Origin of the sequence: Actinomadura sp. 9N407 (assembly GCF_044326315.1) — a bacterium.
Taxonomy (GTDB): Bacteria; Actinomycetota; Actinomycetes; order Streptosporangiales; family Streptosporangiaceae; genus Spirillospora.
In genome coordinates, this window is sequence record NZ_JBIRAW010000035.1 from 45020 (window position 1) to 70404 (window position 25385).

Consider the following 25385-nt stretch of genomic DNA (forward strand, 5'->3'; position numbering starts at 1 on the left):
CCGCGGCCGGAACGCCGGGAGGCCCCACCCCGATCTCCCTCGCCCCGGGCCTCCCGGCACCCCGGACGACCACCCGCCCCGGCGCTCGGCCCTGCTAGACCGCCGGGGGGTGGCCGCCGCGGCGTACGAGGGCCTCCAGGCCGTCGAGCATGCAGTCCAGCCCGAAGACGAACTCGTCCTCGGGGGTGCTGTCGCCGGGATCATCGAAGATCCCCTCCTCGAGGATCCCGTGCAGTTCGGGGAAGTGCCGGCCCCGGGTGGCGGCGGCCAGCATGGCCCCGTAGTCGACCGAGACCTGCTGCTCGGAGGTACCGGCCGCCCGCAGCGCCCGCCCCAGATCGTCGATCAGGGTGGCGGTGTGCCTGACGTAGCCGGTCAGCAGGGTCAGCACCGACAGCCGGGTCCCCCCGTCCAGGCCCGTGCCTCGCATGCAGGCCATCCCGGCCTCCATCCACGCCACGTTGTTGGGCATGATCGGCGGGCCGTTGATCGGGATGCGCAGGGCCCACGGGTGCTCGCGCAGCGCCTCGCGCAGTGCCACGGCGTAGGCCCGCAGCGACTCCCGCCACCCGGCCTCGGGCAGGGCGGGCGGCATCCCCAGCACCTCGTCCAGGACGAGTGCGAGCAGGTCGTTCTTGGACGGGACATAGCGGTACAGCGCCATCGCCGACGCGCCGGCCTCGGCCGCGACCCGGCTCATCGACACCGCGTCCAGGCCCTCGCCGGCGCCGACCCGGACGGCGGCCTCGACGATGCCCTTCAGCGTCAGCGTGCGCTTGGGGCCCTTGCCCGGCCGCTCCCGCAGGCCCCACGCCAGCTCGACGCTCTCCGGCAGCCCGCTCTCGTTCCGCTCGTCCATGGCCTCTCCGGGTTGACCGCTCCACCTGCTTTGTGTATACCCTACGCAGTACCGTGTAGACCATACACAGTAGAGCGTACGTCATAAGCAGAGAGGACCTCCATGAGCGACGAACCGGTCATCGACGCGACCGGCCTGCACAAGTCATACGGGCGGGTCACGGTCCTGGAAGGCGTCGACGTCCAGGTCCCCCAGGGCGGCGTGTTCGCCCTGCTGGGCCCCAACGGCGCGGGCAAGACCACGACCGTGCGGATCCTGGCCACGCTCACGCCCCCCGACGCCGGCACCGCCCGCGTCGCCGGGTTCGACGTCGTACGGCAGCGCCGCCAGGTCCGCAAGGCCATCAGCCTCACCGGCCAGCACGCCACGGTCGACGAACTCCAGACCGGCGAGGAGAACCTGCGCATGATGGGACGCCTCCGCAGGCTCCCCCGCGCGCGGGCCCGCGCCCGCGCGAGCGAGCTCCTGGAGCGCTTCGACCTCGTCGAGGCCCGCGGCCGCCGCGTCGCCACCTACTCCGGCGGGATGCGCCGCCGGCTCGACCTGGCCGCCGGCCTGGTCGGCGACCCCTCGGTGATCTTCCTGGACGAGCCCACCACCGGCCTCGACCCGCGCAGCAGGCGCGCCATGTGGGACGTGGTCACCGGCCTGACCGACCAGGGCGTGACCGTCCTGCTCACCACCCAGTACCTGGAGGAGGCCGACCGGCTCGCCGACCGCATCGCCCTGCTGGACGCCGGCCGCATCGTCGCCGAAGGCACCGCCCAGCAGCTCAAGGACCGCATCCCCGGACGCCGCCTGGACCTCGTCGCCACCGGCCCGGGCGCCTACGAGGCCCTGGAGCGCGCCCTCGGAACCCGCGTCGCCCACCGCGACCCCGTCCGGCTCACCCTGGGCGTCACCACCGGCGGAACCGCCCCCGAGGTACGGGCGCTGCTGGACGAGATCGACCCCGGCCGCTCCGGCGTCCTGCGGTTCGCGGTGAACGAGACCACCCTCGACGACGTGTTCCTGGCCCTCACCGGCCAGGCCGCGTCCCACGAAAGGCAGGCCACCGTTGTCTGACCTCGCCGTCTGGCCCGTCATGGCCGGCCGCAGTCTGCGCCTGACGTTCCGCAACCTGGACGCGCTGCTGATCACGCTGCTGCTGCCGGTGATGCTGATGCTGCTGTTCGTCTACCTGTTCGGCGGCGCCATCGACACCGGCACCTCCGCCTACGTCACCTACGCCGTGCCCGGCGTCCTGATCATCTGCGCCTCGTACGGGGCGTCCATGACGGCCGTCATCGTCGCCGACGACCTCGGCAAGGGCGTCGTCGACCGGTTCCGCTCCATGGACATCGGCGGCCGGGCCCTGCTGTCGGGCCACGTCACCGCCAGCACGCTGCGCAACCTCGGCTCGGTCACCGCCGTCTTCGCCGTCGCGTTCCTCATCGGCTTCCGCCCCGGCGCCGGCCTCGCCGGCTGGCTCGCCACGGCGGGCGTGCTGATCGCGTTCATCATCGCCATGTCGGCGCTGTCGGCCGCCGTCGGCCTGCTCGCCCGCACCCCCGAGGCCGCCAGCGGCTTCACCTTCTTCGTGCTGTTCCTGCCCTACCCCAGCAGCGCCTTCGTCCCCGTCGACACGATGCCCGGCTGGCTGCACGGCTTCGCCCTCAACCAGCCCGCCACACCGGTCATCGAGACCGTACGCGGCCTGCTGCTCGGCCAGCCCGTCGGCACCCGGCCCTGGGTCGCGCTGGCCTGGTGCGCCGGGATCCTCACGCTGTCGATCGTCATGTCGGGCGTGCTGTTCCGCCGCCGTACCCGCTAGCCGGGCCGGCGGAGAGCGGGGCCGCCCGGCTACTCGGCGCCGTGCCGGGCGGCGGCCGCGTCGATCCGCGCGGCCAGATCGAAGTCCTTGCTCGTCAGGCCGCCCGCACTGTGGGTCGACAGCACGAAGGCCACCGTCCGCCACCGGATGTCGATGTCGGGATGGTGGTCGGCCTCCTCGGCCGCCCGCGCGACCTCGTCCACCAGCTCGATCCCGGCCATGAAGGACGGCGCCTTCAGCTTGCGGTGGATGCGCATCCCGTCGCGCGTCCAGTTCGGCAGTTCCTTGAGCCGGCCGGTGATGGCGGCGTCATCGAGCAGATCGGCCATGGTCGCGCCCCTTTCGCTCGCTCGTCGAGCACTCCCTCCGAGTAGATCACGGCGCGGGGCGCGCCATGGATCAGGACCCGCCGCCGCTCCTGGTCAGGTCATAGAGCGTGGTCGCGGGGTGGTTTCCTGCACCCAGGCCGCGGCCAGGCTGCGGCGCCGCTCCCACAGCAGGCCGACCCCAGCCCGGTCAGCTCCGCGACCGGCCGGGCCAGTGCCACCGTGTAGTCGTGGAAGATCCCCTGCATTTGACGCGCTCCCAGGCCTGAAAGGCCGGGGATTCGGTCTGTACCGCGCCCGTGGTGGGCGAGGGCACTTCCGTGGCTTCCTGCTTCAGTGGGCTGTGCCCCTGACCGAAGTCGGGGGTCTTACCTGCCCTCCACAGGCGTTTAAGGTCTCCGCCTTCCCCGAACGCCCGGGGATTTCCGTCCAGCGGCGACCGGAGACAATCACGTGGTGATGCGGCGTCCCTCGTGCAGGATGTTGCGGGCGGCGTTGACATCCCGATCATGCTCAGCTCCGCACTGCCCGCAGGACCACTGGCGGATGTGCAAGGCTTTGGGGCCGTCGCGGTACCCGCAGTGCGAGCAGAGTTGCGAGGAGGGGAACGCGCGGTCCACCCGCGCGAAGGTCCGACCGTAGCGGGCGGCCTTGTACTCCAGCATCCCGGTGAACGCCGACCAGCCCGCATCGTGCACCGACTTGGCCAGCCGGGTCCGCGCCAGCCCCTTCACGCTCAGCGTCTCCACATAGACCGCTTGGTTCTCGCGGACCAGCATGGTCGACAACTGGTGATGGAACTCGCGGCGCGCGTCGGCGACCTGGGCGTGCGCACGGGCGACCCGGGCGCGTGCCTTGCCGCGGTTGGCCGACCCCTCCTGCTTACGCGACAGCGCCTGCTGCGCTTTCTTCAGTTTCTTCTCGGCGCGGCGCAGAAACCTCGGGGAGGTGACCTTGCGCCCGTCGCTGGTGACCGCGAAATGTGTCAAGCCCAGATCGATACCCACCTCGGCGGTGGTGGCGGGCGGGTCGGGCACCTCAGTGGTCTGCACCACGAACGAGCAGAAGTACCGGCCCGCCGCATCCTTGATCACCGTCACGCTGGACGGCGTGCACGGCAACCGCCGCGACCACCGCACCCTGACCTCCCCGACCTTGGGCAGCGCCAGTTTCCCACCATCGGTGATGCACCAGCGAGCGTTAGCGGTGAACCGGATCGACTGCCGGGCATCCTTGCGGGACTTGTACCGCGGCGCCCCCACCTTCGGGCGTCTACCGGCCAGGCCGTCGAAGAACGCCCGGTAGGCCGCCTCCAGATCCCGCAGCGACTGCTGCAGCACCACCGCCGACACCTCACCCAGCCACACCCGCTCAGGCGTCCGCTTCGCCTCCGTCAGCGCCGCCGACAACTCAGCGGCCTTCGGGAACGGCAACCCGGCCTCCCGGGCAGTTTCCCTCACCCGCAGAGCATCGTTGTAGACCACCCGCGCACACCCGAACGCCCGCGCCAACGCCTGACCCTGGCCGCGAGTCGGGCAGAGGCGGTAGGAATATCGCAGCTGCACCCGACGAGCCTAGCCATGGTCTATGGCCGAAGATGGGGATTTCAGGACAGGCAGACACTGCGTTTTCGCACTGCATGCGCATCTGGTCTTCGTGACCAAGTTCGGCACGAGGTGTTCACCGGCCCGCACCTGGAACGCATGGAAGAGATCATGCGGGCGGTGTGCGGCGACGGCGACTTCAAGTTCGAACTGGCCGAGTTCAACGGCGAGGGCGACCACGCTCCCGGCGCCTTGTCCACCGTGATGGCGTTCGCCGCGTCGGAGGAGCCGAAGAAGAACGCCTTCCAGCTCGTCGCGCCCGCCTGCACGGCGGCCGAGTAGAACGAGTTCGCCCAGCCGGACGCCCCCAGCCCCCACACGTACAGGACGGCGGTACCCGCCAGCAGGACCAGCAGCGCCGGCCGCGCCCACCGCGGATCGTCGTCGGGTCCGCGCAGCAGACGGCGCAGCGGGCCGGAGGCGGCCCGTCCACCCTGCGCGGACGGGGCCTCCTCGGTCAGAGTCGTTGTCATCGAATTCCTTAGCCCAGCTCGTAGAGCTGGGCGTCGCTTGAGGAGGACGAGGCCGAGGAACCGCCGTACGCGCTCGCGTCGACCAGGGTGCCGTTCTTCTGCACCCACGCGGTCACCTCGGACGAGCCACCGCCGCCGGGCCCGCCGCGTCCCTCGCCGATGAGGATGTAGCGCAGCTGCCCGCTCTGGACGTACCGCTGGAGCTTGTCCACGGTCATGGCCGGGTCCTGCCCGGTGAAGCCGCCCATGGCGATGACCGGCTCGCCGGTCTCCAGGATCATCGAGGACGCCTGCTGGGCACTGCTCACCGCCACCAGCCAGCGCGCACCGCCGCGGTTCTTCACCAGGTAGTCGGTCATCTGCCCGTTCACCTGGCCGCCAGGACCACCGCCGCCGAAGCCACCGCCGGGACGCTGTCCGTCCCGGCCCCGGCCGCCCTGTGCCTGACCGCCCTGTGCCTGACCGTTCTGCGCCTGGCCATCGGGCGTCTGGCCGCCGGGGGCCTGGCCGCTGGGCGGCGGGCCGCCGGGCATTCCACCACCGGCCGTCCGGCCGGGCGCTCCACCCGGCATGGCACCGGGACGGCCGCCGGGACCGCCGAAGCCCTGCCCGGAGGACGGGCCCGCTAGCGGATTGGTGGCGTTCACCTGGGACGAGGCGGCCGACGCCGCGTACGCGGCGGGCCCCGCCAGACCGGCGAGCACCGTCAGCGCCAGGCCCGCGACGACCAGACGGCGCCCGTGACCGCGCAGCAGCCGCCCGGCCACCAGGCCGAGCACCGCCAGGACGGTCATCGCGGCGACGGCCCAGCGCAGCCACGGGTTCCAGTCCGATGTACGGGCCAGCAGCACGAAAGACCACGCGCCCGTGACCGCGACCCCCAGCGGGAGCACCCAGGCCCAGGCGAGGGAACGCCGGTACGCGCCGTACAGCAGCACCGCGCCCGCGCCGGTGAGGGCACCGATCGCCGGGCCCATCGCCGTGGAGTAGTACGGGTGGAACGTGCCCTCGGCGAAGCTGAAGACCACGTAGTGCACCGCCAGCCAGCCGCCCCACAGCACCAGCCCGGCGCGCGCCAGGTCGGTACGCGGGCGCTTCCACAGCAGGACGAGCCCGGCCAGCGCCGCGAGGACCGCGAACGGCAGCAGCCAGGAGATCTGGCCGCCCAGGATGTCGTTGAACAGCCGGCCCGCGCCGGCCTCACCGCCGAAGCCGCCACCAGGCCCGCCGCCGCCCCCGCGACCGCCGCCGCCTTCGCCCAGGACCCGGCCCATGCCGTTGTAGCCGATGACCAGATCCCACACGGTGCCGTCGGTGCTCCCCCCGATGAACGGACGGTTCTCCGCCGGGGTCAGGTCGACCACGGCCATCCACCACAGGCTCGACACCGCCATCGCCGCACCGGCCGCCAGCAGATGCGCGAACCGGCGCAGCACGCCGGGCCTGGCCGCGATCAGGTACGCCAGCGCCAGCGCGGGCACCACCAGGAACGCCTGCAGCATCTTGGTGTTGAACCCGCAGCCGACGAAGAACGCCGCGAGCAGCAGCCAGCGCGTCCGCCCTGACTCGATGGCCCGCTGGCACGCCCAGGCCGCCAGGACCAGCAGCAGGACCAGCAGCGTGTCGGGGTTGTTGTCGCGGTTGATCGCGACGGTGATCGGCGTCAGCGCCAGCACCCCGGCCGCGATCAGCGCCGCCGGATGCCCGGACGCGCGCCGTACGGTGGCGTGCAGGACCGCGACGGAGGCGACCCCGGCCAGCGCCTGCGGCAGCAGCAGGCTCCAGGTACCGAAACCCAGGACCCGGGCGAACAGCCCCATCGCCCACAGCGACATCGGCGGCTTGTCGACGGTGATGAACGACCCGGCGTCCAGCGAGCCGAAGAAGAACGCCTTCCAGCTCTCGGTCCCGCTCCTGACCGCCGCCGAGTAGTAGGAGTTGGCGTGGCCGCCCGCCGTGAGGTTCCACGCGTACAGCGCGAAGGCCAGCGCGAGGACCGCCCACAGCGCGGGCCTGGCCCAGCGCGGGTCGTCCGGGCCGCCCAGCGCCAGCCGCCGCAGCCGCCCGCCCGCGCCCGCCGGGCCGGCGTGCCGCTCGGTGCGGCCGGGACCGTTCGTGATCGTGTCGGTGATCGTCATCGCACACGCTCCCCGGCCGCCTCGTCCTCGACGGCGGCCGCTCGGTGCTCGACGGCGGCCGCCGGGGCCGCGCGGCGGCCCAGCCGGCGCGGGTGGAAGATCCAGGCCCGCATCAGCAGGAAGCGGATCAGTGTCGCCACGCCGTTGGCGCTGACCAGCGCGAGGACCTCGACCCCGCGGGACGCACCGGGCACGGTGGCGTGCAGCAGCGCGAGCCCGCCCGTGCTCAGCGCCAGGCCGAGCAGGAACGCCAGCCCGCCCTCCAACTGCTGCCGGAACGCCCGTTCGGGTCCGGTCACGCCGAACGTGAAGCGGCGGTTGGCGGCGGTGTTGCCGATCGTGGTGATGACCAGCGACAGCGCGTTCGCCCACAGCGGCCCCATGACCGTGCGCAGCAGCACGAACAGCGCCAGCTGCGCCAGCGTGCTGAGGACGCCGATGACGGCGAACGCGGGAAGCTGCCGCGCCATCCCGGTGGGCAGCTCGGGACGGGGACGGCCGCCGACCGGGGCACGGAACGCGCCGGTCACCATCCGCCGCCCGACCCGCGCCATGCCCTTGAGGTCGTCCAGCGCGGTGTGCAGGACGTCCACCCGGCTGTCGGGGTCGTCGACCCAGTCGACCGGGATCTCGTGGATGCGCAGCCCGTTGCGCTCGGCCAGCAGCAGCAGTTCGGTGTCGAAGAACCACGCCTCGTCCTCGACCGAGGGCAGCAGCGCCTGCACGATCTCGGTACGGGCCGCCTTGAAGCCGCACTGGGCGTCGGAGAACCGGGCCGCCAGCGTGGTGCGCAGCAGCAGGTTGTAGCAGCGGGAGATCAGCTCGCGCTTGGGGCCGCGCACCACCGCCGAGCCGCGCGACAGCCGGCTGCCGATCGCCAGATCGCTGTGCCCGGAGATCAGCGGTGCCACCAGCGGCAGGAACGCGTCCAGGTCGGTGGACAGGTCCACGTCCATGTACGCGACCACGTCGGCGTCGCTGTGCCCCCACACGTACCGCAGTGCCCGGCCCCGCCCCTTCTCGGCCAGCCGGACGGCGCGGACGTGCGCGGTCCCGGCCGCGAGTTCTTCGGCGATGGGCCAGGTGCCGTCGGTGCTGGCGTTGTCGGCGATGGTGATCCGGAACGGGTACGGGAACGTCTCGCTCAGATGGCGGTGCAGTCGCCCCACGCTGGCCGCGAGCACGCGTTCCTCGTTGAAGACGGGGACGACCACCTCGACCAGGGACCGCCTGCCGCCGTTGTCCGCCCGGCGCGGCCGCACCCCGGCGGGAGCCGCCGTATCGGTGATCGATTGACTCATGCGACCACCGTGGCCGCCGGGTGTGGGAGCGGCCTGAGCCGAACCTTAACCCCGGATGAGAAAGGCGCCGCGGTGCTCTCAGTCTCCGCGCTCGGGCGTTCCGGGGAGCCACATCCGGGCCAGGGTGCCGCCGCCCTCGGCGGGATCGAGCCTGACCTTCCCGCCGCCCTCGGTGACGGCGCGGGCCACGATCGACAGTCCCAGGCCGGAGCCGGGCAGGCTGCGCGCCGACGGGGAGCGCCAGAACCGCTCGAACACGTGCGGCAGGTCCTCGCCGGGGATGCCGGGGCCGTGGTCGCGCACGCTGAGCTCGCCGTCGGCCAGCCGTACCTGGACGACGCCGCCGGGCGGGCTGAACTTCACCGCGTTGTCCAGCAGGTTCACCACGGCGCGCTCCAGCGACGCCGGGTCGCCGGTCACGTACCAGGGCCGGATGTCGGTCTCGATGCGCAGCCCGAGGCCGCGCAGGCCGGCGCGTTCCACCGCGCGCCCGGCGACCTCGTGCAGCGCGACGGTCTCGCGGGCGGGCTCGGCGTCCTCGGGACGGGCCAGCTCGAGCAGGTCACCGACCAGGCTGGACAGCTCCAGCATCTGCGCCTTGACGCTGACCAGCAGGTTGTGGCGGGCCTCGGCGGGCAGCTCGCGGCCGGCCGCCTCCGCCCGCAGCAGCAGGTCGATGTTGGTGCGCAGGCTGGTCAGCGGGGTGCGCAGCTCGTGCCCGGCGTCGGCGATGAGCTGCTGCTGGTGGTCGCGGGAGGCGGCCAGCGCGGCGGTCATGGTGTTGAACGAGCGGCTCAGCCGGGCGATCTCGTCGGCGCCCTCGGCCGGGATCCGGGTGGTGAGGTCCTCGGTCCGCGCGATGTGCTCGGTCACGGCGGTCAGCTCGTCCACCGGGCGCAGCGACGCCCGCGCGATCATCAGCCCGGTCCCGGCGGCGGCCAGCACGCCCAGCGCCGCGACCGCCGCCAGTGCCAGCGCCAGATCGCCCAGCGGCTCCTCGACCTGGTCCAGGCCGAGCGCGAACGACACCGCCCCGCTGGTGCCGTCGGCCGCCATGAACCGCTGGGTGCGCACCCGGACGTCGATCCGCTCGCCGTCGGCGGTGACGCCGGTGCCGTCCCGTACGGCGGACTCCCGCTCGCCCCTGGCCACCTGGGCGTCGGCGCCGGCCACGGTGAGCGAACCGGCGTTGGGCACCGTGCAGGGGCCGCCCCGAGCGTTCACCAGCTGCATGATCTCGTACGGGCCGGGCGGCCGCAGCCGGGCACCGGTGGTCGTGGCGGTGGGGCTGCAGTCCTCCAGCGCGTCGGTGAACTCCCAGGAACGGCGCGAGTCGCGCGGTGCGGGATCCCCTGGAGGGCCCTTGCCCGGCAGTGGCCCGGGCAGGCCGCCGACCGCGGCGAGCCGCCGGTCGAGCTCCTGGTAGAGCTGGCCGCGGACCAGGAACCAGCTCGCCACCGCGCACGCCGCCACCGCCACGGCCACCGCCAGCGCGGTGAGCAGCGACAGCCGGCCGCGCAGCGACAGCCGCCGGATCACGAGACCGGCCCCCTCATCACGGCCGCCCGCTCACGACGCCGACCGCAGCACGTAGCCGACGCCGCGGACGGTGTGCACCAGCCGGGGCAGCCCGCCGGCCTCGGTCTTGCGGCGCAGGTACATCACGTACACGTCCAGGGAGTTGGAGGCGGGCTCGAAGTCGAATCCCCACACCGTCTCCAGGATCTGCTCGCGGGTCAGGACCTGGCGCGGATGCAGCAGGAACAGCTCCAGCAGCATGTATTCGGTACGGGTCAGCTCCAGCGGTGTCCCGGCCCGGGTGACCTCGCGGGCCGCGGTGTCCATCCGCAGGTCGTCGAACGACAGGATCCCGCCCTGCCCGGCCCCGGCGGGAGCGGCCATCGCGCTGCGGCGCAGCAGCGCGCGGATCCGCGCCAGCAGCTCGTCCAGCTCGAACGGCTTGGCCAGGTAGTCGTCGGCGCCGGCGTCCAGCCCGCTGACGCGGTCGCCGACCATGTCCCGCGCGGTCAGCATCAGCACCGGCATGGTGGCGCCCTGGGCGCGCAGCCGCCGGCAGGCGGTCAGGCCGTCCATCCGCGGCATGAGCACGTCCAGGACGACCAGGTCGGGGGCCTCCCGCGCGACGCTCGCCAGCGCCAGCGCCCCGTCGGCCGCCGCGCCGACCCGGTAGCCCTCGAACTCCAGGCTGCTGGTCAGCGACTCCCGTACCGCCGGCTCGTCGTCCACGACGAGGATCCGCGCCGCCGACGGCGGCGTTCCAGGCTCCATGGACCCAACGTAACCACCCCTGACGTGCGGTCATGCCGACAGGGGCGGTCCAGGCCGAACTCTCAGGAAGTTCTCATGATGCCGACCGCTCGGAGCCGGCCGGCCCCGCGGGCTCGGCCCGGACCCGCACGGTCGGGCCCGCCGGAGCCTCGGGAACGGGACGGGTCGCGGCCGTCCAGGTGGTCTTGGTGACGTCGATGACCACGTCGCGGGCCACGGCGAACATCAGGTCGCGGACCGTCTCGCGCATCGCGAGCTTGAGCGCCTCGCGCATCAGCTCGGCCATCACCGCCTGGATCGCGGTGGTCGCGGCGCGTACGGCCAGCTCCCGCGCGGTGCGGGCGACGGCGCTGCCGGCGGCCGCGGCCAGCAGCTCACCGGCCGAGCGGACCGTGCCGCGCACGGTCTCGCTGCCGGCGGCGCGGACGGTGAACTCGGTGGCCATCTCGGCGGCGGCCGCGGTCAGCGGCGACTGCGCGGCGGCGTCGCGGGCCCGCCCGCCGACGGAGACGGCCAGGTCGCGGGCCGTGTCACGGGCGGTGTCGCGGACCACGCGGAACACCAGGTCGCCCGCCACCTCCATGGTCACGTCCACCGCGACGTCGGTCACCGTGTCCAGCGCCGTGTCCACGACGATCTTGGAGGCGGCCTGGACGGCCGGGGCGCTCACCGTGCGGCCCGCCATGTCCCGGGCGGTGGCGGTGGCGGCGCGGGTGAACGGGTGCCGGGCGGCCATCCGGGCCGCGGCGGCCGCCATCGGGTGCGAGGCGGCCTGCCCGGCGATGGTCATCGCGGCGGTGGTGGCCTCGAACGCGGCACCGGTGACCGGATGGGCCCCGGCCGCGGCGCGCGCCTCGGCGACGGCCCGCTCGGCGACGCCGCTCGCGGCCTTGACCGCCGCGTCGCGGACGGCCTGCTCGATCACCCGCATCGCGGGGGTCCCGGCCAGCTGGTCCACGATCGTGCCCGCCGCGCGGGAGGCGGCGTCCCTGGCGGCCTGCCGGACGGGCTCGCTCACGCCCGCCGCCAGCCGCGCCGCCTCCGCCGCGGCGGGCGCCAGGCCCTTCCACAGCTCCTCGACGCGCTCGGCCGCCGCCTGGTCGAGCGGCGCCGGCGGCGGGGTGCGCTCGGCGTCCCGGCCGGCCGGTACCGCCGCCGCGGGCTCGCCCGCCTTGTCCACCTGCTCGTCCACGGCCACGCCCCCAACGATGTCCAGTCTCCTGACATCACCATAACCGGCGATATCGGCCGCCAGCCCTTTCGATCTTCGTTCACCGGCCGCAGCGGGCGCAGCCGGCCCGGGTCAGCCGGGCGTAGCCGGCCGCCGCGACCGCCATCCCGATCCCCCAGGCCAGATAGGCCGGAACGGCGAACCAGAAGAACACCTCCGGCAGTTCCAGTCCGCCCGACGGAGGGAACGGGTTCCGGCCCTGCAGCCGCTCGGCGATCATCTGGAGCAGCATCAGCCCGAAGTAGACGATCAGCCCGGCCGAGATCCCGGCCGCGGGCCACAGCACCAGCCGGCGCGGGACGTCCCGGCCGGACAGGCCCGGGATCCAGCGCGGCCAGACCCGCCCCCAGGAGTGGACCAGCGACAGTGGCAGGAGGCTGCCGCCCAGCACGAACCCGATCTCGAACAGCAGCGCCGAGGCGCCCGAACTCAGCGGCGACTTCTCGAAACCGACGGCCGCCTGCGCGAGCACCCGGACCACGCAGCCCGCGACGGACGCGTACGCGGCGGCATAGGCCCAGGCCGGCGTCCGGTCCAGCGGCCCGGGCGCGGTCGCCGCCCGCCCGCACTCGGCGCATCCGGCCCGCGTGCGGCGCTGGTACGACAGCGCCGCCAGGCCGGTCAGCACGCCTCCGCCGACGCATCCGGCCTTGCTCAGTGCGCCGAGGGGGAAGAATTCGATGCCCAGGCCCGGCAGGATCGCGCCGATCACGTCCAGCAGCAGGAGCGCTCCGGACGCGACCAGCCCGACAGCCACCGCCCACGCCGCCGGCAGCAGCACCCACCTGGCCGCCCCCGTGGCCCGTACGGTCATCAGCGCGGCCAGGACGACGGCGCCCGCCGCGCACAGGGCGACGGCGCCCCAGCCGGTGAAGGCGACCAGGTCCCCGCCGACGGGGGACAGGTCCGCGGGGCGGTGCCCGAGCGCCCAGTAGGCCTGCAGCGCCCCGTACGCGATCAACCAGGGAACACCGATCCTCGCCCACAGATCCGGGCCGGTCCGCAGGCGTGTCGTCATCGTCACCATGAGGACGATCCTTCGCGTACGGGGCGCGCGGAGCCTCCCCGGTGAGGACGGGCCGGTTCCCCCGGACGGGTGATCTCCGTTAAAGAAGTGGCGAGGAGGAGAACGCCACGGGTAGTCTCGCGGGCGGAGTACTCGTGGAGCTTGCCAGGGAGGTGAGATGTATGGCCGTCGCGGTGATCGCTGCTGCGCGCAGCACTCGGGCCATCCTCATGTCCCGGGCCCTCGGCTGACCCCTTACCGGCGCGCATGACGCCGGCCGGCGTTCACGACGTCCGGTGCCGGGTCGTCGCCAGGGCCCCTTCACACAAGGGTTTCCACACCGTTGACTTCCATCATTTCGCAGGCCCTGATCCCCTATGGCTGGGACGAGGGCCTGGAGCAGGACTTCGCTCCATATCGTGAACAGGGGCTCGTCCCCGCACGCGTCGCCGCCGTCGACCGCGGTCAGTGCGACACCGTCACCGAAGCCGGCCCGGTTCGGGCCGACACCACTCCCGTGGCCTCGTCCGACCCGGTGCAGGGCCCCTGCACGGGGGACTGGGCGGCGCTGCGGATCGGGGAGCATCCGGCGATCGCCGCCCTGCTCCCCCGCCGTACCGCCATCGTGCGGTCCTCGGCCTCCCGCGACTCCCGCGGGCAGGTCCTGGCCGCCAACGTCGACACCGTCGCGATCGCCGTCTCGCTCGCCGGGCCGGTCGACCTGGGCCGGATCGAGCGGCTGCTCGCGCTGGCCTGGGAGAGCGGCGCCCGGCCGGTGATCGTGCTGACCAAGTCCGATCAGTGCGCCGACCCCGCCGCCGAGGAGGCCGAGGTCGCCCTGGCCGCGCCCGGCGTCGAGATCGTCTCGTGCAGCGCCGCCACCGGGGACGGCGTCGACATCGCCGCCGCCGTGCTCACCGGCACGGTGGTCCTCATCGGCGTGTCGGGGGCCGGCAAGTCCACCCTCGGCAACGCGCTGCTGGGCGCCGAGGTGCTCGCCACCAACGCCGTACGCGACGCCGACGGCAAGGGCCGGCACACCACCGTGCGCCGCGAGCTGCTCCCGCTGCCGGGCGGCGGCGTGCTCATCGACACGCCCGGGCTGCGCGGCGTCGGGCTCTTCGACGCCGCCGAGGGGCTCCAGCAGGCCTTCGCGGACGTGGAGGGGCTGGCGGCGGACTGCCGCTTCGCCGACTGCGCCCACCAGAGCGAACCCGGCTGCGCCGTGCTCGCCGCGATCGAGGAACGAACCCTGCCGCGGCGGCGGCTGGACAGCTACCGCAAACTGGTCCGGGAGAACGAGTGGATCGCCGCGCGCGGCGACGCGCGGCTGCGCGCCCAGCAGGAGAACCGGTACAAGGAGATCAGCAGATCGCTGCGGCAGAAGTACAAGATCGACGGGAAGAAGCGATGAGCGCCGGCATGAACGTCTGGAAGACCAGGCCCGAGACCGGGCAGGACGTCGCGGCCGTGCGCCGGATCGTGCTGGCCGCGTTCCCGACGGCCGGGGAGGCCGACCTCGTCGACGCCCTGCGCACCGGCCCGGCCTGGCTGCCGGGCCTGTCGTGGGTGGCCGAGACGCCCGACGGTGAGCTCGCCGGTCACGCGCTGCTGACCCGCTGCCATATCGGCGGCTCGGACGCCCTCGCGCTGGCCCCCGTCTCCGTCCTGCCCGCGTACCAGAGGCAGGGTGCGGGCGCGGCGGTCACACGGGCGGTGCTCCAGGCGGCCCAGGAGCGGGGCGAGCCGCTGGTGGTCGTGCTCGGGCATCCCGAGTACTACCCCAGGTTCGGGTTCGTCCCGGCCTCGCGAATGGGGATCGGGGTGTCGTTCGAGGTCCCCGACGAGGCGTTGATGGCGCTCGTTCTCGACGACTCCGGGCCCGTCCCGTCCGGGACGATCCGGTACGCGCCGCCGTTCGGCGTCTGACCAGGCCCTGGCCGGCGGGGAGCCTCGACGCCCCCGCCGGCCAGGCACGTTCACCCCGGCCGGGTCAGTTGCTGAGGCGCCGGTAGCGGCGCACCGACAGCGGCAGGAACACCGCCACGATCGCCACCGGCCACACCACGGCCAGCAGGATCGGATGCTGCGCCGCCCAGGACTCGCCACCGACGCCGGGGTTGCCGAACAGCTCCCGGCAGGCGGCGACGGTCGCCGACAGCGGGTTCCAGGCGGCGATCGCGCCGAGCCAGCCGGGCATCTGGTCCGGCGAGACGAACGTGTTGGCGACCATCGTCAGCGGGAACAGCGGCGCCCACGCCACCGCCGCGGCCTCGGGCCCGACCATCAGGCCGACCATGATGCCCGCCCAGACCAGCGCGAACCGCAGCAGCAGGAGCAGCCCCACCGCCGCCAGCGCGCGGACGGGCCCCTGGTGGAAGCCCCAGCCGACGGCCAGCCCGCAGGTGATCAGGATCGCCAGCTCCAGGACGGAGGTGACCATGTCGGACAGGCTGCGCCCGAGCACCACCGCCGACGGCGACATCGGCATCGACCGGAACCGGTCGGTGATGCCCCGGGCGGCGTCGGTGGACACCATCGTGATCGTCGTCGCGATCCCGAACATCATCGTCTGGCCGAACAGCCCCGGCAGCAGGAACTCGCGGTAGTCCCCGCCGCCCTCGACCAGCATCGCGCTGCCGAACACGAACCCGAACATCAGCACCAGCATGATCGGCCAGAGCAGCTGGTAGGCGATCACCCCGGGATTGCGCACCCAGTGGATCAGCTCGCGGCGGGCGACGGTCCAGCCGTCCAGCCACGCCCAGCCCAGCCGGCCCAGCGGGCCCGAGGGGACGGCCGGTACGGCGGGCGCCGTCATGCGACCACCTCCGGCACGGCCGGGGAATCGGTCGCGGCACCGGCGTCGTCCGCCTCTGCGGCACGGTGGCCGGTGAGCCGCAGGAACACCTCGTCCAGCGTCGGGCGGCGCAGCGCCACGTCCTCGACCTCGGCGCCCGCGTCGGTGAGCGCCCGCATGATCTCGGTGAGCGCCCCGATGCGGTCCCGGACGGGGGCGCTGATCCGCCGGGTCTCCGGGTCGGTCTCCGGCTCGGCCTCCGCGATCCGCGCGACGGTCCGTACCGCCTCCGGCAGGTCCGCCGGATCGCGCAGCACCAGATCGATCCGGTCGCCGCCGATCGCGGACTTGAGCCGCTCGGGGGGACCGTCGGCGATCACGCGGCCGGAGTCGAGCACCGCGATCTGGTGCGCCAGCCGGTCGGCCTCGTCCAGGTACTGCGTGGTGAGCAGCACCGTCGTACCGCCGGTGACCAGGGCGCGGACGGCCTCCCACACCTCGTTGCGGCCGCGCGGGTCCAGGCCGGTCGTGGGCTCGTCCAGGAACAGCACGCGCGGGGCGAGGATGAAGCTCGCGGCCAGGTCGAGCCGGCGCCGCATGCCGCCGGAGTAGTGCTTGACGCGCTTGCCCGCCGCGTCGCCGAGCCCGAACCTTTCCAGCAGCTCATCGGCCCTGCGCCGGGCCGCCACGCCGCGCAGGTGGTAGAGCCGCGCCCACATCTCCAGGTTCTCGCGGCCGGTGAGGATCTCGTCCACCGCCGGATGCTGCCCGGCCAGCCCGATCTTGCGCCGTACCCGCGCGCCCTGGCGGGCCACGTCGAATCCGGCCACCGAGACCCGTCCCGCGTCGGCCCGCAGCAGCGTGCTCAGGATCCGGACGGCGGTGGTCTTGCCCGCGCCGTTGGGGCCGAGCAGCCCGCAGACCGTTCCCTCGCGTACCTCCAGGTCGAAGCCGTCGAGCGCGGCGGTCGCACCGAACCGCTTGCGCACCCCCTCGGCGACGACCGCCGATGCCGTCGAACTCAAAGGAGCACATCCCTTCCATAGTTGGATACTCGCTTGTATTTTTGGGACATTAGCGTCCCAAAGAGAGAGTTACAAGATCCATCATGGTTGTCAAGTGATACTTTTTCTGCGATGAGCACGACCGAGACACCCGAATCAGGGGTGCGCGGCCGCACCCGCCGCGCCATCCTCAGCGCCGCCGCCTCGCTGCTGGCCCGCCGGCACGGCGCGACGCTGGCGGAGATCGCCGAGGCCGCCGACGTGGGGCGCAGCACCCTGCACCGCTACTTTCCCGACCGCGACGAGCTGATGAGGGCGGTCGTCGAGGACTCCCTGGAGGCGATCGGGCGCTCGGTGGAGGGCGCGGCGATCGGCGACGGCCCGCCACTGGAGGGAATGCGGCGGCTGGTCGCGGCCATGGTGGAGGCCGGCGACCGGATCATGTTCCTGTGGGGCGATCCGCGCGTGCTGAAGGAGTACGGTCCCGAGCCCTGCGAAGGGGACGAGGACTACGACGACGACCCTGTGCTGCGCCTCATCGAGCGAGGCCAGGCCGAGGGCGTGTTCGACGCCGAGGTCAGCGCCGCGTGGATCCAGCACACGCTCTGGGCACTGGTGTTCACCGGGGTGGAGGACGCCGACAAGGGACTGCTCCCCCGGCACGGCGTCACCGCCACCGTGATCCGCACGTTCGAGAACGGCATCCGCCCCCAGGCGTGAGCGGCGGGTGTCAGGCGGGGGCGGGTTCCATCTCCTTGAGCATCGCCTGCAGCGCCAGCTGGTCGGGCCCGATGTAGGGCGCGGTGTCCGGGGCGCTCGCGAGGGTGTCCAGCAGGGCCTCCGCCGTGCGGTGCGCCGGTGGCAGGTGCGAGCTGAGCACCGTCGGCGGGTCGAGCCGCCGCAGCGGTTCCAGCGAGGCATGGAACGCCGTCCGGTCGACCTGGGCGACCCACGGGCTGTCGACCGAGGTCCACAGCCGCTGGCCGGCGACCAGATCATCGTGCGGGATCGCCGCGATGTCGTCGCTCTGGCCGAGGTCGGCGCTGGTCAGCGGCGCGCCGAAGCAGTCGGAGCTGAAGCAGGTCCCGGTGCGCTCGTCGACGAGTCCCGTCGTGGCGGCGCTGTCGTACACCGGCGGCCGGAAGGCGGTGAGCCGGCGGTCGCCGACGTCCAGCGACTGCCCGGGATTGAGCAGGAACACCCGCTCGGGCGGGACGGGCCGGTCGAGCGACAGCAGGCCCATGCCGAGGTAGGTGGTCACCAGCCGCGCGTCCGGAGCCGCCTCCAGGATGTCGAAGACGCTCCCGGTGTGGTCGCGGTCGGGGTGGGTCAGGTAGATCCAGCGCAGGTCCGCGGGATCGACCAGCGACCACAGCTCCCGCAGGAACTCCGGCCGCGAGGCGCGCAGCCCGGTGTCGATGACCATCGGCTCCCTGGCGTGCAGGACGTAGGCGTTGACGGGCAGGAATCCCAGGCCCGGGATAGGGACGACGTCCGACAGGGCGGCGACATCGGGGGCGGGGCGTGAGATGTGCATGGTGGTCCCCAGAGGTTGATCGGGGGGTACTTCCCAGTAGATACCCGTACGACCACTTTGCGGCTATGGCCCCGTAAAGAGTGAGCCGTGCTTTCGGCCGCCGCGCTCAGCCCCGCCCGCCGGCGGCGCGGGTGGCGCGGGCGCCCATCTCGCGCAGGTAGTCGATCAGCTCCGGCGGCCCGTGCACCTCGAACGCGCAGCCCAGCATGATCAGCCGGAAGGCCAGCCACTCCAGGGTGTCGCTGTGGCCGTTGAGCCGGCAGCTGTGATCGTCGATCGGCTCGATCTCGCCGGGACGGTCGCCCAGGCGGCCCCTGGCCTGGTCGGCCGGAAGGTGCAGCGTCGCCACGGCCTGATAGGTGGGGGCCAGTGAATGGAGCTTGTCCCGCACGAACTCCGCCGCGTCCTGCCCGGGAGGTTCGCGCGGTACGAACCGCTGCCCGGTGGGGAAGGGCTCGCGCACGCGGTCCACGCGGAAGATCCGCCAATCGTCGCGGTCGGCGTCGTGGGCGACGAGGTACCAGCGCCGCCCGGCCGGTACGAGGCGATGCGGCTCCACCAGGCGCCGCGTCCCGGTGCCGTCCACCGCCTCGTAGGCGAACCGCAGCCGCTCCCGGTTGGCGGCCGCCGCCGCGATCGCGGACAGGACCTCAGGATCGACGCTCGGGCCCGCCCCGCCCGACAGCGGGACGGTCACGGCGTTCAGCGCGCCGACCCGGCGGCGCAGCCGGGACGGGAGCACCTGCTCCAGCTTGGCCAGCGCCCGGACCGAGGCCTCCCCGATCCCCTCGACGGCGTTGCCGGCCGCCGTGCGCAGCCCCACCGCGATCGCCACCGCCTCCTCGTCGTCCAGCAGCAGCGGCGGCATCGCCGTACCGGCCACCAGGCGGTAGCCCCCCATCGGGCCCATCGTCGCCTCGACGGGATAGCCGAGCTCGCGCAGCCGGTCGATGTCGCGCCGGATCGTCCGCGGGCTCACCCGCAGCCGCTCGGCGAGCTCGCCGCCCGCCCATTCGCGCGGCGCCTGCAGGAGCGACAGCAGGTTCAGCAGCCGCGCCGGAGTGTCTCCCATACCGTCGAGGATGCCGTACGTCGAGGACACATTCTGACCTAGACGGCTCCTAGAGTGATCACATCGCACCACGGCACCGCACGAGGAGCAGCTATGCAGCGGATGAACTGGGACGAGGTCTGCGCGCGGCGCCTGGAGCGGCACGCGCTGACCGTACCGTCCAAGGAGGCGCGGCCCTCCGACATCGTCGCCGCCATGGCCGGCGTGCACGCCCAGGTGCTGACGGCCGCCGAGCTGGGCATCGCGCAGCGGATCGAGGGCGCGACGCGCGTGGACGTACGCAAGGCGCTGTGGGAGGACCGGAGCCTGGTCAAGACGCACGGGCCGCGCGGCACCGTGCATGTGCTGCCCGCCCGTGACCTGGGCATGTGGATCGGCGCGCTGACGTCGCTGCCGCCGGCCGGCCAGTCCGCGCCCGGACTGCGGATGACGCCGGAGCAGACCGACGAGGTCGTCGAGGCGATCGGGGACGCCCTGCGCGACGCCGAACTGACCATCGACGAGCTCGACGACGCGGTCCGCGTGCGGACCGGGCCATGGGCCGCCGAGATGGTGATGCCCGCGTTCCAGGGCATGTGGCCCCGATGGCGGCAGGCCCTGCACGAGGCCGGGATCCGGGGCGTGATGTGCTCCGCACCCAACCGGGGCCGGAAGGTCACCTACACCAACCCGCACCGGTGGCTGCCCGACCTCGAGCCGATGGACGCCGCCGAGGCGCTGCCCCGCCTGGTCCACCAGTACCTGAACGCCTACGGCCCCGCCACGCCCAAGCGGTTCGCGCACTGGCTGAACGCGCCGGTGACGTGGGCGAACGAGGTGTTCGCCTCGATGGCCGGCGAGCTGGAGCAGGTCGACGTCGAAGGCTCGGTGGAGTGGGTGACGGCCGGGGACACCGCCGTCCCGTCCGACCCGCCGCGAGGCGTACGGCTGCTGCCCTACTTCGACACCTACGCCTACCGGGTCGGCAACCAGCCGCCCCAGATCCTCTACCCCGGCGAGGCCGCCGACCGGGTCCTGCCCGCCAACTTCCAGGTGCTGCTGGTGGACGGGGTCGTCGCGGGGCTGTGGCACCAGCGCCGTTCCGGCCGCAGGCTCACCGTCACGGTGGAGCCGCTGGTCACACTCTCGCCGGGGCAGCTCGCGGACCTGGACGCCCAAGTGGAGCGGGTCGGCGAGATCCTGGAGGCCGAGCCGGAGATGACCATCGGCAAGGTCACCGTCGGCGGCCACGCCTGAGGCGTCGGTGTTCCCCGGCTCGATCGCGCCGCCCGCCACCCTGAGCCGGCAGGTCCAGGGTGGCGGGCTCGCGTGCTCACGCGGCTCTGACCTCGACGGCCCGGCGCACCTCCTCGTTGATCAGGTCGAAGTTGATGGTGGCCCCGGCGCGCAGGCCGTCGGCGGCCGAGGTGATGAGCTGGGCCATGATGTCGGTGACGTTGCCCGCCACCCACACCCCCGGCACGGTGGTCGCGCCGGTGGGGTCGGACGGTACGGACGAGCCGATGACGGCTCCGTTCACCTCCGTGTCCTCCGACTTCAGGCCCAGGGTCGCCAGCACGTCGGTGACGGCGGTGAAGCGGGGGGCGACCGCGAGCGCCTGCCGCGCGATCACCTTGCCGCCCGCCAGCCGCACGCCGGCGAGCCGGCCGTCCTCGATCTCCAGCGCCTCCACCTCACCGTCCACGACGGACACGCCGCGGGCGGCCAGCTCCTCGTACTGCTCCTCGGACGGCTCGGCCGCGGTGTGCAGGAACAGGGTCACGTCCTTGCTCCACTGGCTCCACAGCAGCGCCTGGTGAACCGCCATCGGGCTGCCGGCCAGGATGCCGATCGCCTGGTCGCGTACCTCCCAGCCATGGCAGTACGGGCAGTGCAGCACGTCCCGTCCCCACAGCTCGGCCATCCCGGGCAGCTGCGGCAGCTCGTCCACCAGCCCGGTGGTGATCAGCAGCCGGCGCGCGCCGTACACGGTCCCGTCCTCCGACAGCACGTCGAACCGGCCGTCCTGCCTGCGCCGCGCGGAGACGACGCGGCCTGACACGATCTCCCCGCCGTAGCCGGTCACATCGGCGCGGCCCGCGGCCAGCAGGTCCTGCGGCGCTACGCCGTCCAGCCCCAGGTAGTTGTGCGCGTGGGCCGCCGGGGCGTTGCGCGGCCGTCCCGCGTCCACCACCAGCACCGAGCGCCGCGCCCGTGCGAGCGCCAGCGCCCCGCTCAGCCCGGCGGCGCCGCCGCCCACGATCACCACGTCATAGTCCTTGCTCTCGCCCATTGCGATGCACCTCCGACCGAGAGGATGCGCCGGCGATGCACGGATTGACAAACCTTGTTGCCGCATCGGCAAACGGCCAGGGTGCCCTGCTAGTGTTCGCGTCGTACCGGACGAGGAGGTGAGACCCATTACCGCTGCAGCAGACCGGGTGCTCTCCTCCCGTCGGTGTCGCAGGTGACCCAGGGAGCGCCCGCCACGGCATCCTGAAAGGTCCCCATGCCTGATTCCTTCTCCACCATCGTCGGCACGCTCCGCTCGGCCGGCTGCGTCTTCGCCGAGGACGAGGCGCGGCTGCTCACCGCCGCGGCCCGCACGCCCGGCGAACTCACCGCGATGATCGGCCGCCGGGCCGCCGGCCTCCCCCTCGAACACGTCATCGGCTGGGCCGAATTCCGCGGGCTGCGGATGGCCGTCGGCCCCGGCGTCTTCGTCCCCCGGCGGCGGACCGAGTTCCTCATCGAGCAGGCCATCGGCCTCGTACCCCCGCGAGCGGTCGTGGTCGACCTGTGCTGCGGCTCGGGCGCGCTCGGCGCGGCGCTGGCCGACGCCCGCCCCGGCATCGAACTGCACGCCGCCGACATCGACCCCGCCGCCGTACGCTGCGCCCTCCGCAACATGCCCGCCGGTGGCCGGGTGTACGAGGGCGACCTGTTCGATCCGCTGCCGACCTCGCTCCGGGGCCGCGTCGCCGTGCTGCTCGCCAACGTCCCGTACGTGCCCACCGGGGAGGTCGGACTGCTCCCGCCGGAGGCCCGCGAGCACGAGGCGCGGGTCGCCCTGGACGGCGGCGCGGACGGACTGGAAGTGCTGCGCCGCGTGACCGCCGAGGCGCCCGCGTGGCTGGCGCCGGGCGGGCACCTGCTGTTCGAGGCGAGCCGCCGCCAGATCCCCGATGCCGTCGAGATCGTCGCCCGCGACGGACTGGCCCCGCGCGTGGTCACCTCGGAGGAATGGGACGCCTGCGTGGTGATCGGGACCCAGGGCCCGTCCCGTCCAGGGGCCACCGGGGCGGCCGGCTCATAGCCGGGCGAACCGGGGCATTTGCCGTCCTGGCAACAAAGTTTGCCAGGACGGCGGGTAGGGACGCAGCATGCACGTGTGACGGCCAAGGAGGGAACACCGATGCATGAAGACGACCAGGCGGGCCAAGAGTTCTGGGACTCCCGCTACAGCGAGAGCGAGCAGATGTGGAGCGGCAAGCCCAACGACGCCCTGGTACGCGAGGTCACCGGCATGACGCCGGGCCGGGCCCTGGACCTGGGTTCGGGTGAGGGCGCCGACGCGATCTGGCTGGCGCAGCAGGGCTGGCGGGTCACCGGTACCGACATCTCCGGCGTCGCCCTGGACCGGGCCGCCGGGCACGCGCGGGACGCGGACGTCGACGCCCTGATCGAGTGGCGGCGGCACGACCTGGGCGAGTCCTTCCCCGAGGGCGAATGGGACCTGGTCTCCGCGCAGTTCCTGCACACGCCCGGGGAGATGCCGCGCGAGAAGATCCTGCGGGCCGCCGCAGCGGCCGTCGCGCCCGGCGGCGTGCTCCTGATCGTCGGGCACGCGAGCGGGCCGTCGTGGGACCACGAGCACCATGACATGCACTTCCCCACGACCGACGAGGTCCTGCTGTCCCTGGAACTCCCCGAAGGCCAGTGGGAGGTCCTGCGCAGCGAGGAGCACGAGCGCGTCCAGACCGGCCCGGACGGGCAGCCGGGCCACCGCACCGACAACACGCTCAAGCTCCGGCGGCTCCGCTAGTCCGCCGCACGACCGCGCCGAGGATCTGCTGCGCCGGCCGGCGCAGCAGGTCCTCGATGCCCCCGCCGGGCATGGCGGCGTGGCTCAGAGGTCCGGTTCGGCGGCGGAACCGGCGATCGGCCGCACGTCCACGTACTACTCGCGGCAGATCAGTTCCTCGCTTCACGGACGTCCTTCCCCTGTTCGGCGAACGCCTTGAAATCCTGCATGTGCTGCTGCGACTGCTTGTGGAAGGAGCCGGGCATCACCAGCCCCACCAGCCGCATCAGCAGGCCGCTGAACCGGTATTCGCTCTCTTGCTCCCACAGCGTCGTCTCCGGAGCGGCCTCGGTCAGCCGATCGCGCACGAGGCTCCACATGCCCGCGCCGGCGATCTCGCGGTCGAAGTGGACGACGCTGCCCTTCGGGATGCCGCGCAGGTCTGCCGGATCACGGCGTGTGATCGTCTCGGTGCACTCGAACCTGCGCCGCCCCGACTGCATCACGACCCGCGACTTGGTACCGAACTGCCCGTGCATCCCGTCCACCGGCTCGTGCAGCACCAAGCCCCGCAGCCACTTCGGTAGGTGTGCCGGGTCGGCGAGCAGTTGGGCCACCCGCTCCCGCGGCAGGGCGATCTCGATCGAGTTGGTGTACTTCATCGCGCATTCTTTCCAGGTGTGGGACAACATGTTGCTGCGCTGCTCGTCCTGCTCCTCAACGGAGAGGTCCGAGCATCCGGCTCGCGATTGACCATGCTCGTCGGGGGTTGCGCGCCAGGGATGCCGGTCAGCCCACCGCAGCGGGGAAGTCAGGTCGGGTCGGGTGCGTAGAACCTGGTGGTGGCCTCGACCGCGGCCGCGACGTGCTCGGGTTCACCACCGGCGGCCAGGTGAGCCTCGCCCCATGCCGCGGCACTGCGCCGGATGAACTCGCGCCCTTCGGGCGACTTCTGGACCCCCTCATGGCCGGTGGTGTCGCCACCGGCCAACAGCCAGGCCAGGGCGAGGAGGGCCAGGTCCCAGCCGACGCCGCCGGCACCGGGGCCGTAGGTCGGGAAGAGAGGTTCCTCGACGACCGCTGCGTGGATCAGCTGCAGTTCGGTGTCGCCGGCCGGGCCCGGGACCAAGCGCACTTCCACCTCGCTCGTGCCGGGCCAAGCGTCGGCCTCCGGCCCGTAGAGCCAGGACACCTTCAGCAGACGTGGCGGCTCGCACCGGAGGATCTCGCCGTGCTCACCACCGTCCAACTCGAACTTCCCGCCAAGCCGCAGATCCCCGGTGACCGGTTTCAACCAGCGGCGCAGCCGCTCGGGGCTGGTAACGGCGTCCCAGACGTCCTCGATCTGCGCTTCGTATCGACGCCGCACCTCGATGGTGTACGCCTCGCCGGCGGGCACGCTGCCCTTGCCCATTGCCCGGTGCGCGGCGGCCAGTTCGTCCAATATGTCTTTCATGTCATGTTCCCTTCGCTGACGGATCGGTCTTATCCGCATCGGTGCCGGACTCGGCCGGTCGTGCGGGCTCCCCACCAGCCGGAGTCCGAGCTGCACGCCTGCCCCGGGCCAGCTCGGTTCCCAGAGCGTCGAGGCGTTGTTCCCACAACCGGCGAAACCGGTCCAACCACGCGTCAACCTCGCTCAGCGGCGCGGACTCGACGGCGTAGAACCGGCGAGCGCCCTCAGCCCGCACCGACGCGAACCCGCTGTCACGCAGCACGCGCAGATGCTGTGAGACACCCGGCTGGGAGAGTCCGAACTCGGCCCGGATCACGTCCGTGATCGCGCCAGAGGTCTGCTCGCCGTCGGCGAGCAGCTCCAGAATGCGCCGGCGCACCGGGTCGCCGAGGATGTCGAACGCGTGCACGATTCAGAATCATACCAGTCCCCACTTATATAAGTCAGTGCTGGCATCCTGATCCGCGTTCGGC

The 25385-nt window shown here is 72.9% G+C and carries 26 protein-coding genes; 9 read left to right on the top strand and 17 right to left on the bottom strand.

Features of this window, described 5'->3' with window-relative positions:
* Window positions 1–94 precede the first annotated feature (94 nt).
* Complete coding sequence (locus ACH34Q_RS38365) at window positions 95–859, bottom strand: TetR/AcrR family transcriptional regulator (protein ID WP_395988092.1); 765 nt, start codon at window positions 857–859, stop codon at window positions 95–97.
* A gap of 102 nt (window positions 860–961) precedes the next feature.
* On the opposite strand from ACH34Q_RS38365, the gene ACH34Q_RS38370 reads away from it, so the two are divergent.
* Entirely contained in the window at window positions 962–1924 is a 963-nt protein-coding gene (locus ACH34Q_RS38370) for an ATP-binding cassette domain-containing protein (RefSeq protein ID WP_395988093.1), read from the top strand.
* A 19-nt stretch (window positions 1925–1943) separates the two neighbouring features.
* Window positions 1944–2672, top strand: coding sequence for an ABC transporter permease (locus ACH34Q_RS38375; protein ID WP_395988094.1), 729 nt, complete (start codon window positions 1944–1946; stop codon window positions 2670–2672).
* Window positions 2673–2701: 29 nt separating this feature from the next.
* Here ACH34Q_RS38375 and ACH34Q_RS38380 read toward each other — a convergent pair whose 3' ends face one another.
* Complete coding sequence (locus tag ACH34Q_RS38380) at window positions 2702–3001, bottom strand: 4a-hydroxytetrahydrobiopterin dehydratase (protein ID WP_395988095.1); 300 nt, start codon at window positions 2999–3001, stop codon at window positions 2702–2704.
* Window positions 3002–3447: 446 nt separating this feature from the next.
* The gene (locus ACH34Q_RS38385; protein WP_395988096.1) at window positions 3448–4563 is read right to left on the bottom strand and encodes an RNA-guided endonuclease InsQ/TnpB family protein; all 1116 of its coding nucleotides are present in this window, start codon (window positions 4561–4563) and stop codon (window positions 3448–3450) included.
* A gap of 138 nt (window positions 4564–4701) precedes the next feature.
* On the opposite strand from ACH34Q_RS38385, the gene ACH34Q_RS38390 reads away from it, so the two are divergent.
* On the top strand, window positions 4702–4884 hold the full coding sequence (locus ACH34Q_RS38390) for a hypothetical protein (RefSeq protein ID WP_395988097.1): 183 nt from the start codon (window positions 4702–4704) through the stop codon (window positions 4882–4884).
* 199 nt (window positions 4885–5083) lie between these two features.
* On the opposite strand, the gene ACH34Q_RS38395 is transcribed toward ACH34Q_RS38390, so the two are convergent.
* The 6 genes from ACH34Q_RS38395 to ACH34Q_RS38420 all read right to left on the bottom strand — a co-directional run bounded on the left by ACH34Q_RS38395 (window position 5084) and on the right by ACH34Q_RS38420 (window position 13061).
* The gene (locus ACH34Q_RS38395; protein WP_395988098.1) at window positions 5084–7213 is read right to left on the bottom strand and encodes an ArnT family glycosyltransferase; all 2130 of its coding nucleotides are present in this window, start codon (window positions 7211–7213) and stop codon (window positions 5084–5086) included.
* Window positions 7210–8514, bottom strand: coding sequence for a glycosyltransferase (locus ACH34Q_RS38400; protein ID WP_395988099.1), 1305 nt, complete (start codon window positions 8512–8514; stop codon window positions 7210–7212). Before ACH34Q_RS38400 ends, ACH34Q_RS38395 begins: the two co-directional genes overlap by 4 nt.
* A 78-nt stretch (window positions 8515–8592) precedes the next feature.
* On the bottom strand, window positions 8593–10053 hold the full coding sequence (locus ACH34Q_RS38405) for an ATP-binding protein (RefSeq protein ID WP_395988100.1): 1461 nt from the start codon (window positions 10051–10053) through the stop codon (window positions 8593–8595).
* 30 nt (window positions 10054–10083) lie between these two features.
* Window positions 10084–10803 (bottom strand): response regulator transcription factor, encoded by a 720-nt coding sequence (locus ACH34Q_RS38410; protein ID WP_395988101.1) that lies wholly within the window; start codon window positions 10801–10803, stop codon window positions 10084–10086.
* Window positions 10804–10876: 73 nt separating this feature from the next.
* Window positions 10877–12001 (bottom strand): hypothetical protein, encoded by a 1125-nt coding sequence (locus ACH34Q_RS38415; protein ID WP_395988102.1) that lies wholly within the window; start codon window positions 11999–12001, stop codon window positions 10877–10879.
* Window positions 12002–12074: 73 nt separating this feature from the next.
* Complete coding sequence (locus tag ACH34Q_RS38420) at window positions 12075–13061, bottom strand: hypothetical protein (RefSeq protein ID WP_395988103.1); 987 nt, start codon at window positions 13059–13061, stop codon at window positions 12075–12077.
* Between the two features lie 322 nt (window positions 13062–13383).
* On the opposite strand from ACH34Q_RS38420, the gene rsgA reads away from it, so the two are divergent.
* Together rsgA and ACH34Q_RS38430 are read left to right on the top strand one after the other, a co-directional pair.
* The gene (rsgA, locus tag ACH34Q_RS38425) at window positions 13384–14454 is read left to right on the top strand and encodes a ribosome small subunit-dependent GTPase A (RefSeq protein WP_395988104.1); all 1071 of its coding nucleotides are present in this window, start codon (window positions 13384–13386) and stop codon (window positions 14452–14454) included.
* 8 nt (window positions 14455–14462) lie between these two features.
* Window positions 14463–14969: a GNAT family N-acetyltransferase gene (locus ACH34Q_RS38430; RefSeq protein WP_395988105.1), complete on the top strand. Its 507-nt coding sequence runs from the start codon at window positions 14463–14465 to the stop codon at window positions 14967–14969.
* Window positions 14970–15033: 64 nt separating this feature from the next.
* Here ACH34Q_RS38430 and ACH34Q_RS38435 read toward each other — a convergent pair whose 3' ends face one another.
* Both ACH34Q_RS38435 and ACH34Q_RS38440 read right to left on the bottom strand, forming a co-directional pair.
* Complete coding sequence (locus ACH34Q_RS38435; protein WP_395988106.1) at window positions 15034–15861, bottom strand: ABC transporter permease; 828 nt, start codon at window positions 15859–15861, stop codon at window positions 15034–15036.
* Window positions 15858–16865, bottom strand: a complete 1008-nt coding sequence (locus tag ACH34Q_RS38440; RefSeq protein WP_395988107.1) for an ATP-binding cassette domain-containing protein — start codon at window positions 16863–16865, stop codon at window positions 15858–15860. The genes ACH34Q_RS38435 and ACH34Q_RS38440 overlap by 4 nt, the downstream gene beginning before the upstream one ends.
* 111 nt (window positions 16866–16976) lie before the next feature.
* Between ACH34Q_RS38440 and ACH34Q_RS38445 the strand changes: the two genes are divergently transcribed.
* Window positions 16977–17564: a TetR/AcrR family transcriptional regulator gene (locus ACH34Q_RS38445; protein WP_395988108.1), complete on the top strand. Its 588-nt coding sequence runs from the start codon at window positions 16977–16979 to the stop codon at window positions 17562–17564.
* 10 nt (window positions 17565–17574) lie between these two features.
* Here the strand turns inward: ACH34Q_RS38445 and ACH34Q_RS38450 are convergent, their stop codons facing one another.
* A complete protein-coding gene (locus tag ACH34Q_RS38450) occupies window positions 17575–18381 on the bottom strand; it encodes an MBL fold metallo-hydrolase (RefSeq protein ID WP_395988109.1) in 807 nt (268 codons plus the stop codon).
* A 106-nt stretch (window positions 18382–18487) separates the two neighbouring features.
* Complete coding sequence (locus ACH34Q_RS38455) at window positions 18488–19453, bottom strand: helix-turn-helix transcriptional regulator (RefSeq protein WP_395988110.1); 966 nt, start codon at window positions 19451–19453, stop codon at window positions 18488–18490.
* Window positions 19454–19546: 93 nt separating this feature from the next.
* Here ACH34Q_RS38455 and ACH34Q_RS38460 point away from each other — a divergent pair, with 93 nt between their 5' ends.
* Window positions 19547–20689 carry a winged helix DNA-binding domain-containing protein gene (locus tag ACH34Q_RS38460; RefSeq protein WP_395988111.1) on the top strand — a complete coding sequence of 381 codons (1143 nt, stop codon included), beginning with the start codon at window positions 19547–19549 and terminating at the stop codon, window positions 20687–20689.
* 76 nt (window positions 20690–20765) lie between these two features.
* Here ACH34Q_RS38460 and ACH34Q_RS38465 read toward each other — a convergent pair whose 3' ends face one another.
* A complete protein-coding gene (locus tag ACH34Q_RS38465) occupies window positions 20766–21725 on the bottom strand; it encodes an NAD(P)/FAD-dependent oxidoreductase (RefSeq protein WP_395988112.1) in 960 nt (319 codons plus the stop codon).
* A gap of 216 nt (window positions 21726–21941) precedes the next feature.
* Here ACH34Q_RS38465 and ACH34Q_RS38470 point away from each other — a divergent pair, with 216 nt between their 5' ends.
* A complete protein-coding gene (locus ACH34Q_RS38470; RefSeq protein ID WP_395988114.1) occupies window positions 21942–22748 on the top strand; it encodes a putative protein N(5)-glutamine methyltransferase in 807 nt (268 codons plus the stop codon).
* A 99-nt stretch (window positions 22749–22847) separates the two neighbouring features.
* A complete protein-coding gene (locus tag ACH34Q_RS38475; protein ID WP_395988115.1) occupies window positions 22848–23477 on the top strand; it encodes a class I SAM-dependent methyltransferase in 630 nt (209 codons plus the stop codon).
* Window positions 23478–23626: 149 nt separating this feature from the next.
* Here ACH34Q_RS38475 and ACH34Q_RS38480 read toward each other — a convergent pair whose 3' ends face one another.
* From ACH34Q_RS38480 to ACH34Q_RS38490, 3 genes are all read right to left on the bottom strand, one after another.
* On the bottom strand, window positions 23627–24118 hold the full coding sequence (locus ACH34Q_RS38480; protein WP_395988116.1) for an SRPBCC family protein: 492 nt from the start codon (window positions 24116–24118) through the stop codon (window positions 23627–23629).
* 149 nt (window positions 24119–24267) lie between these two features.
* The gene (locus ACH34Q_RS38485; protein WP_395988117.1) at window positions 24268–24912 is read right to left on the bottom strand and encodes an SRPBCC domain-containing protein; all 645 of its coding nucleotides are present in this window, start codon (window positions 24910–24912) and stop codon (window positions 24268–24270) included.
* Window position 24913: 1 nt separating this feature from the next.
* Entirely contained in the window at window positions 24914–25321 is a 408-nt protein-coding gene (locus ACH34Q_RS38490; RefSeq protein ID WP_395988118.1) for an ArsR/SmtB family transcription factor, read from the bottom strand.
* Window positions 25322–25385: the final 64 nt, after the last annotated feature.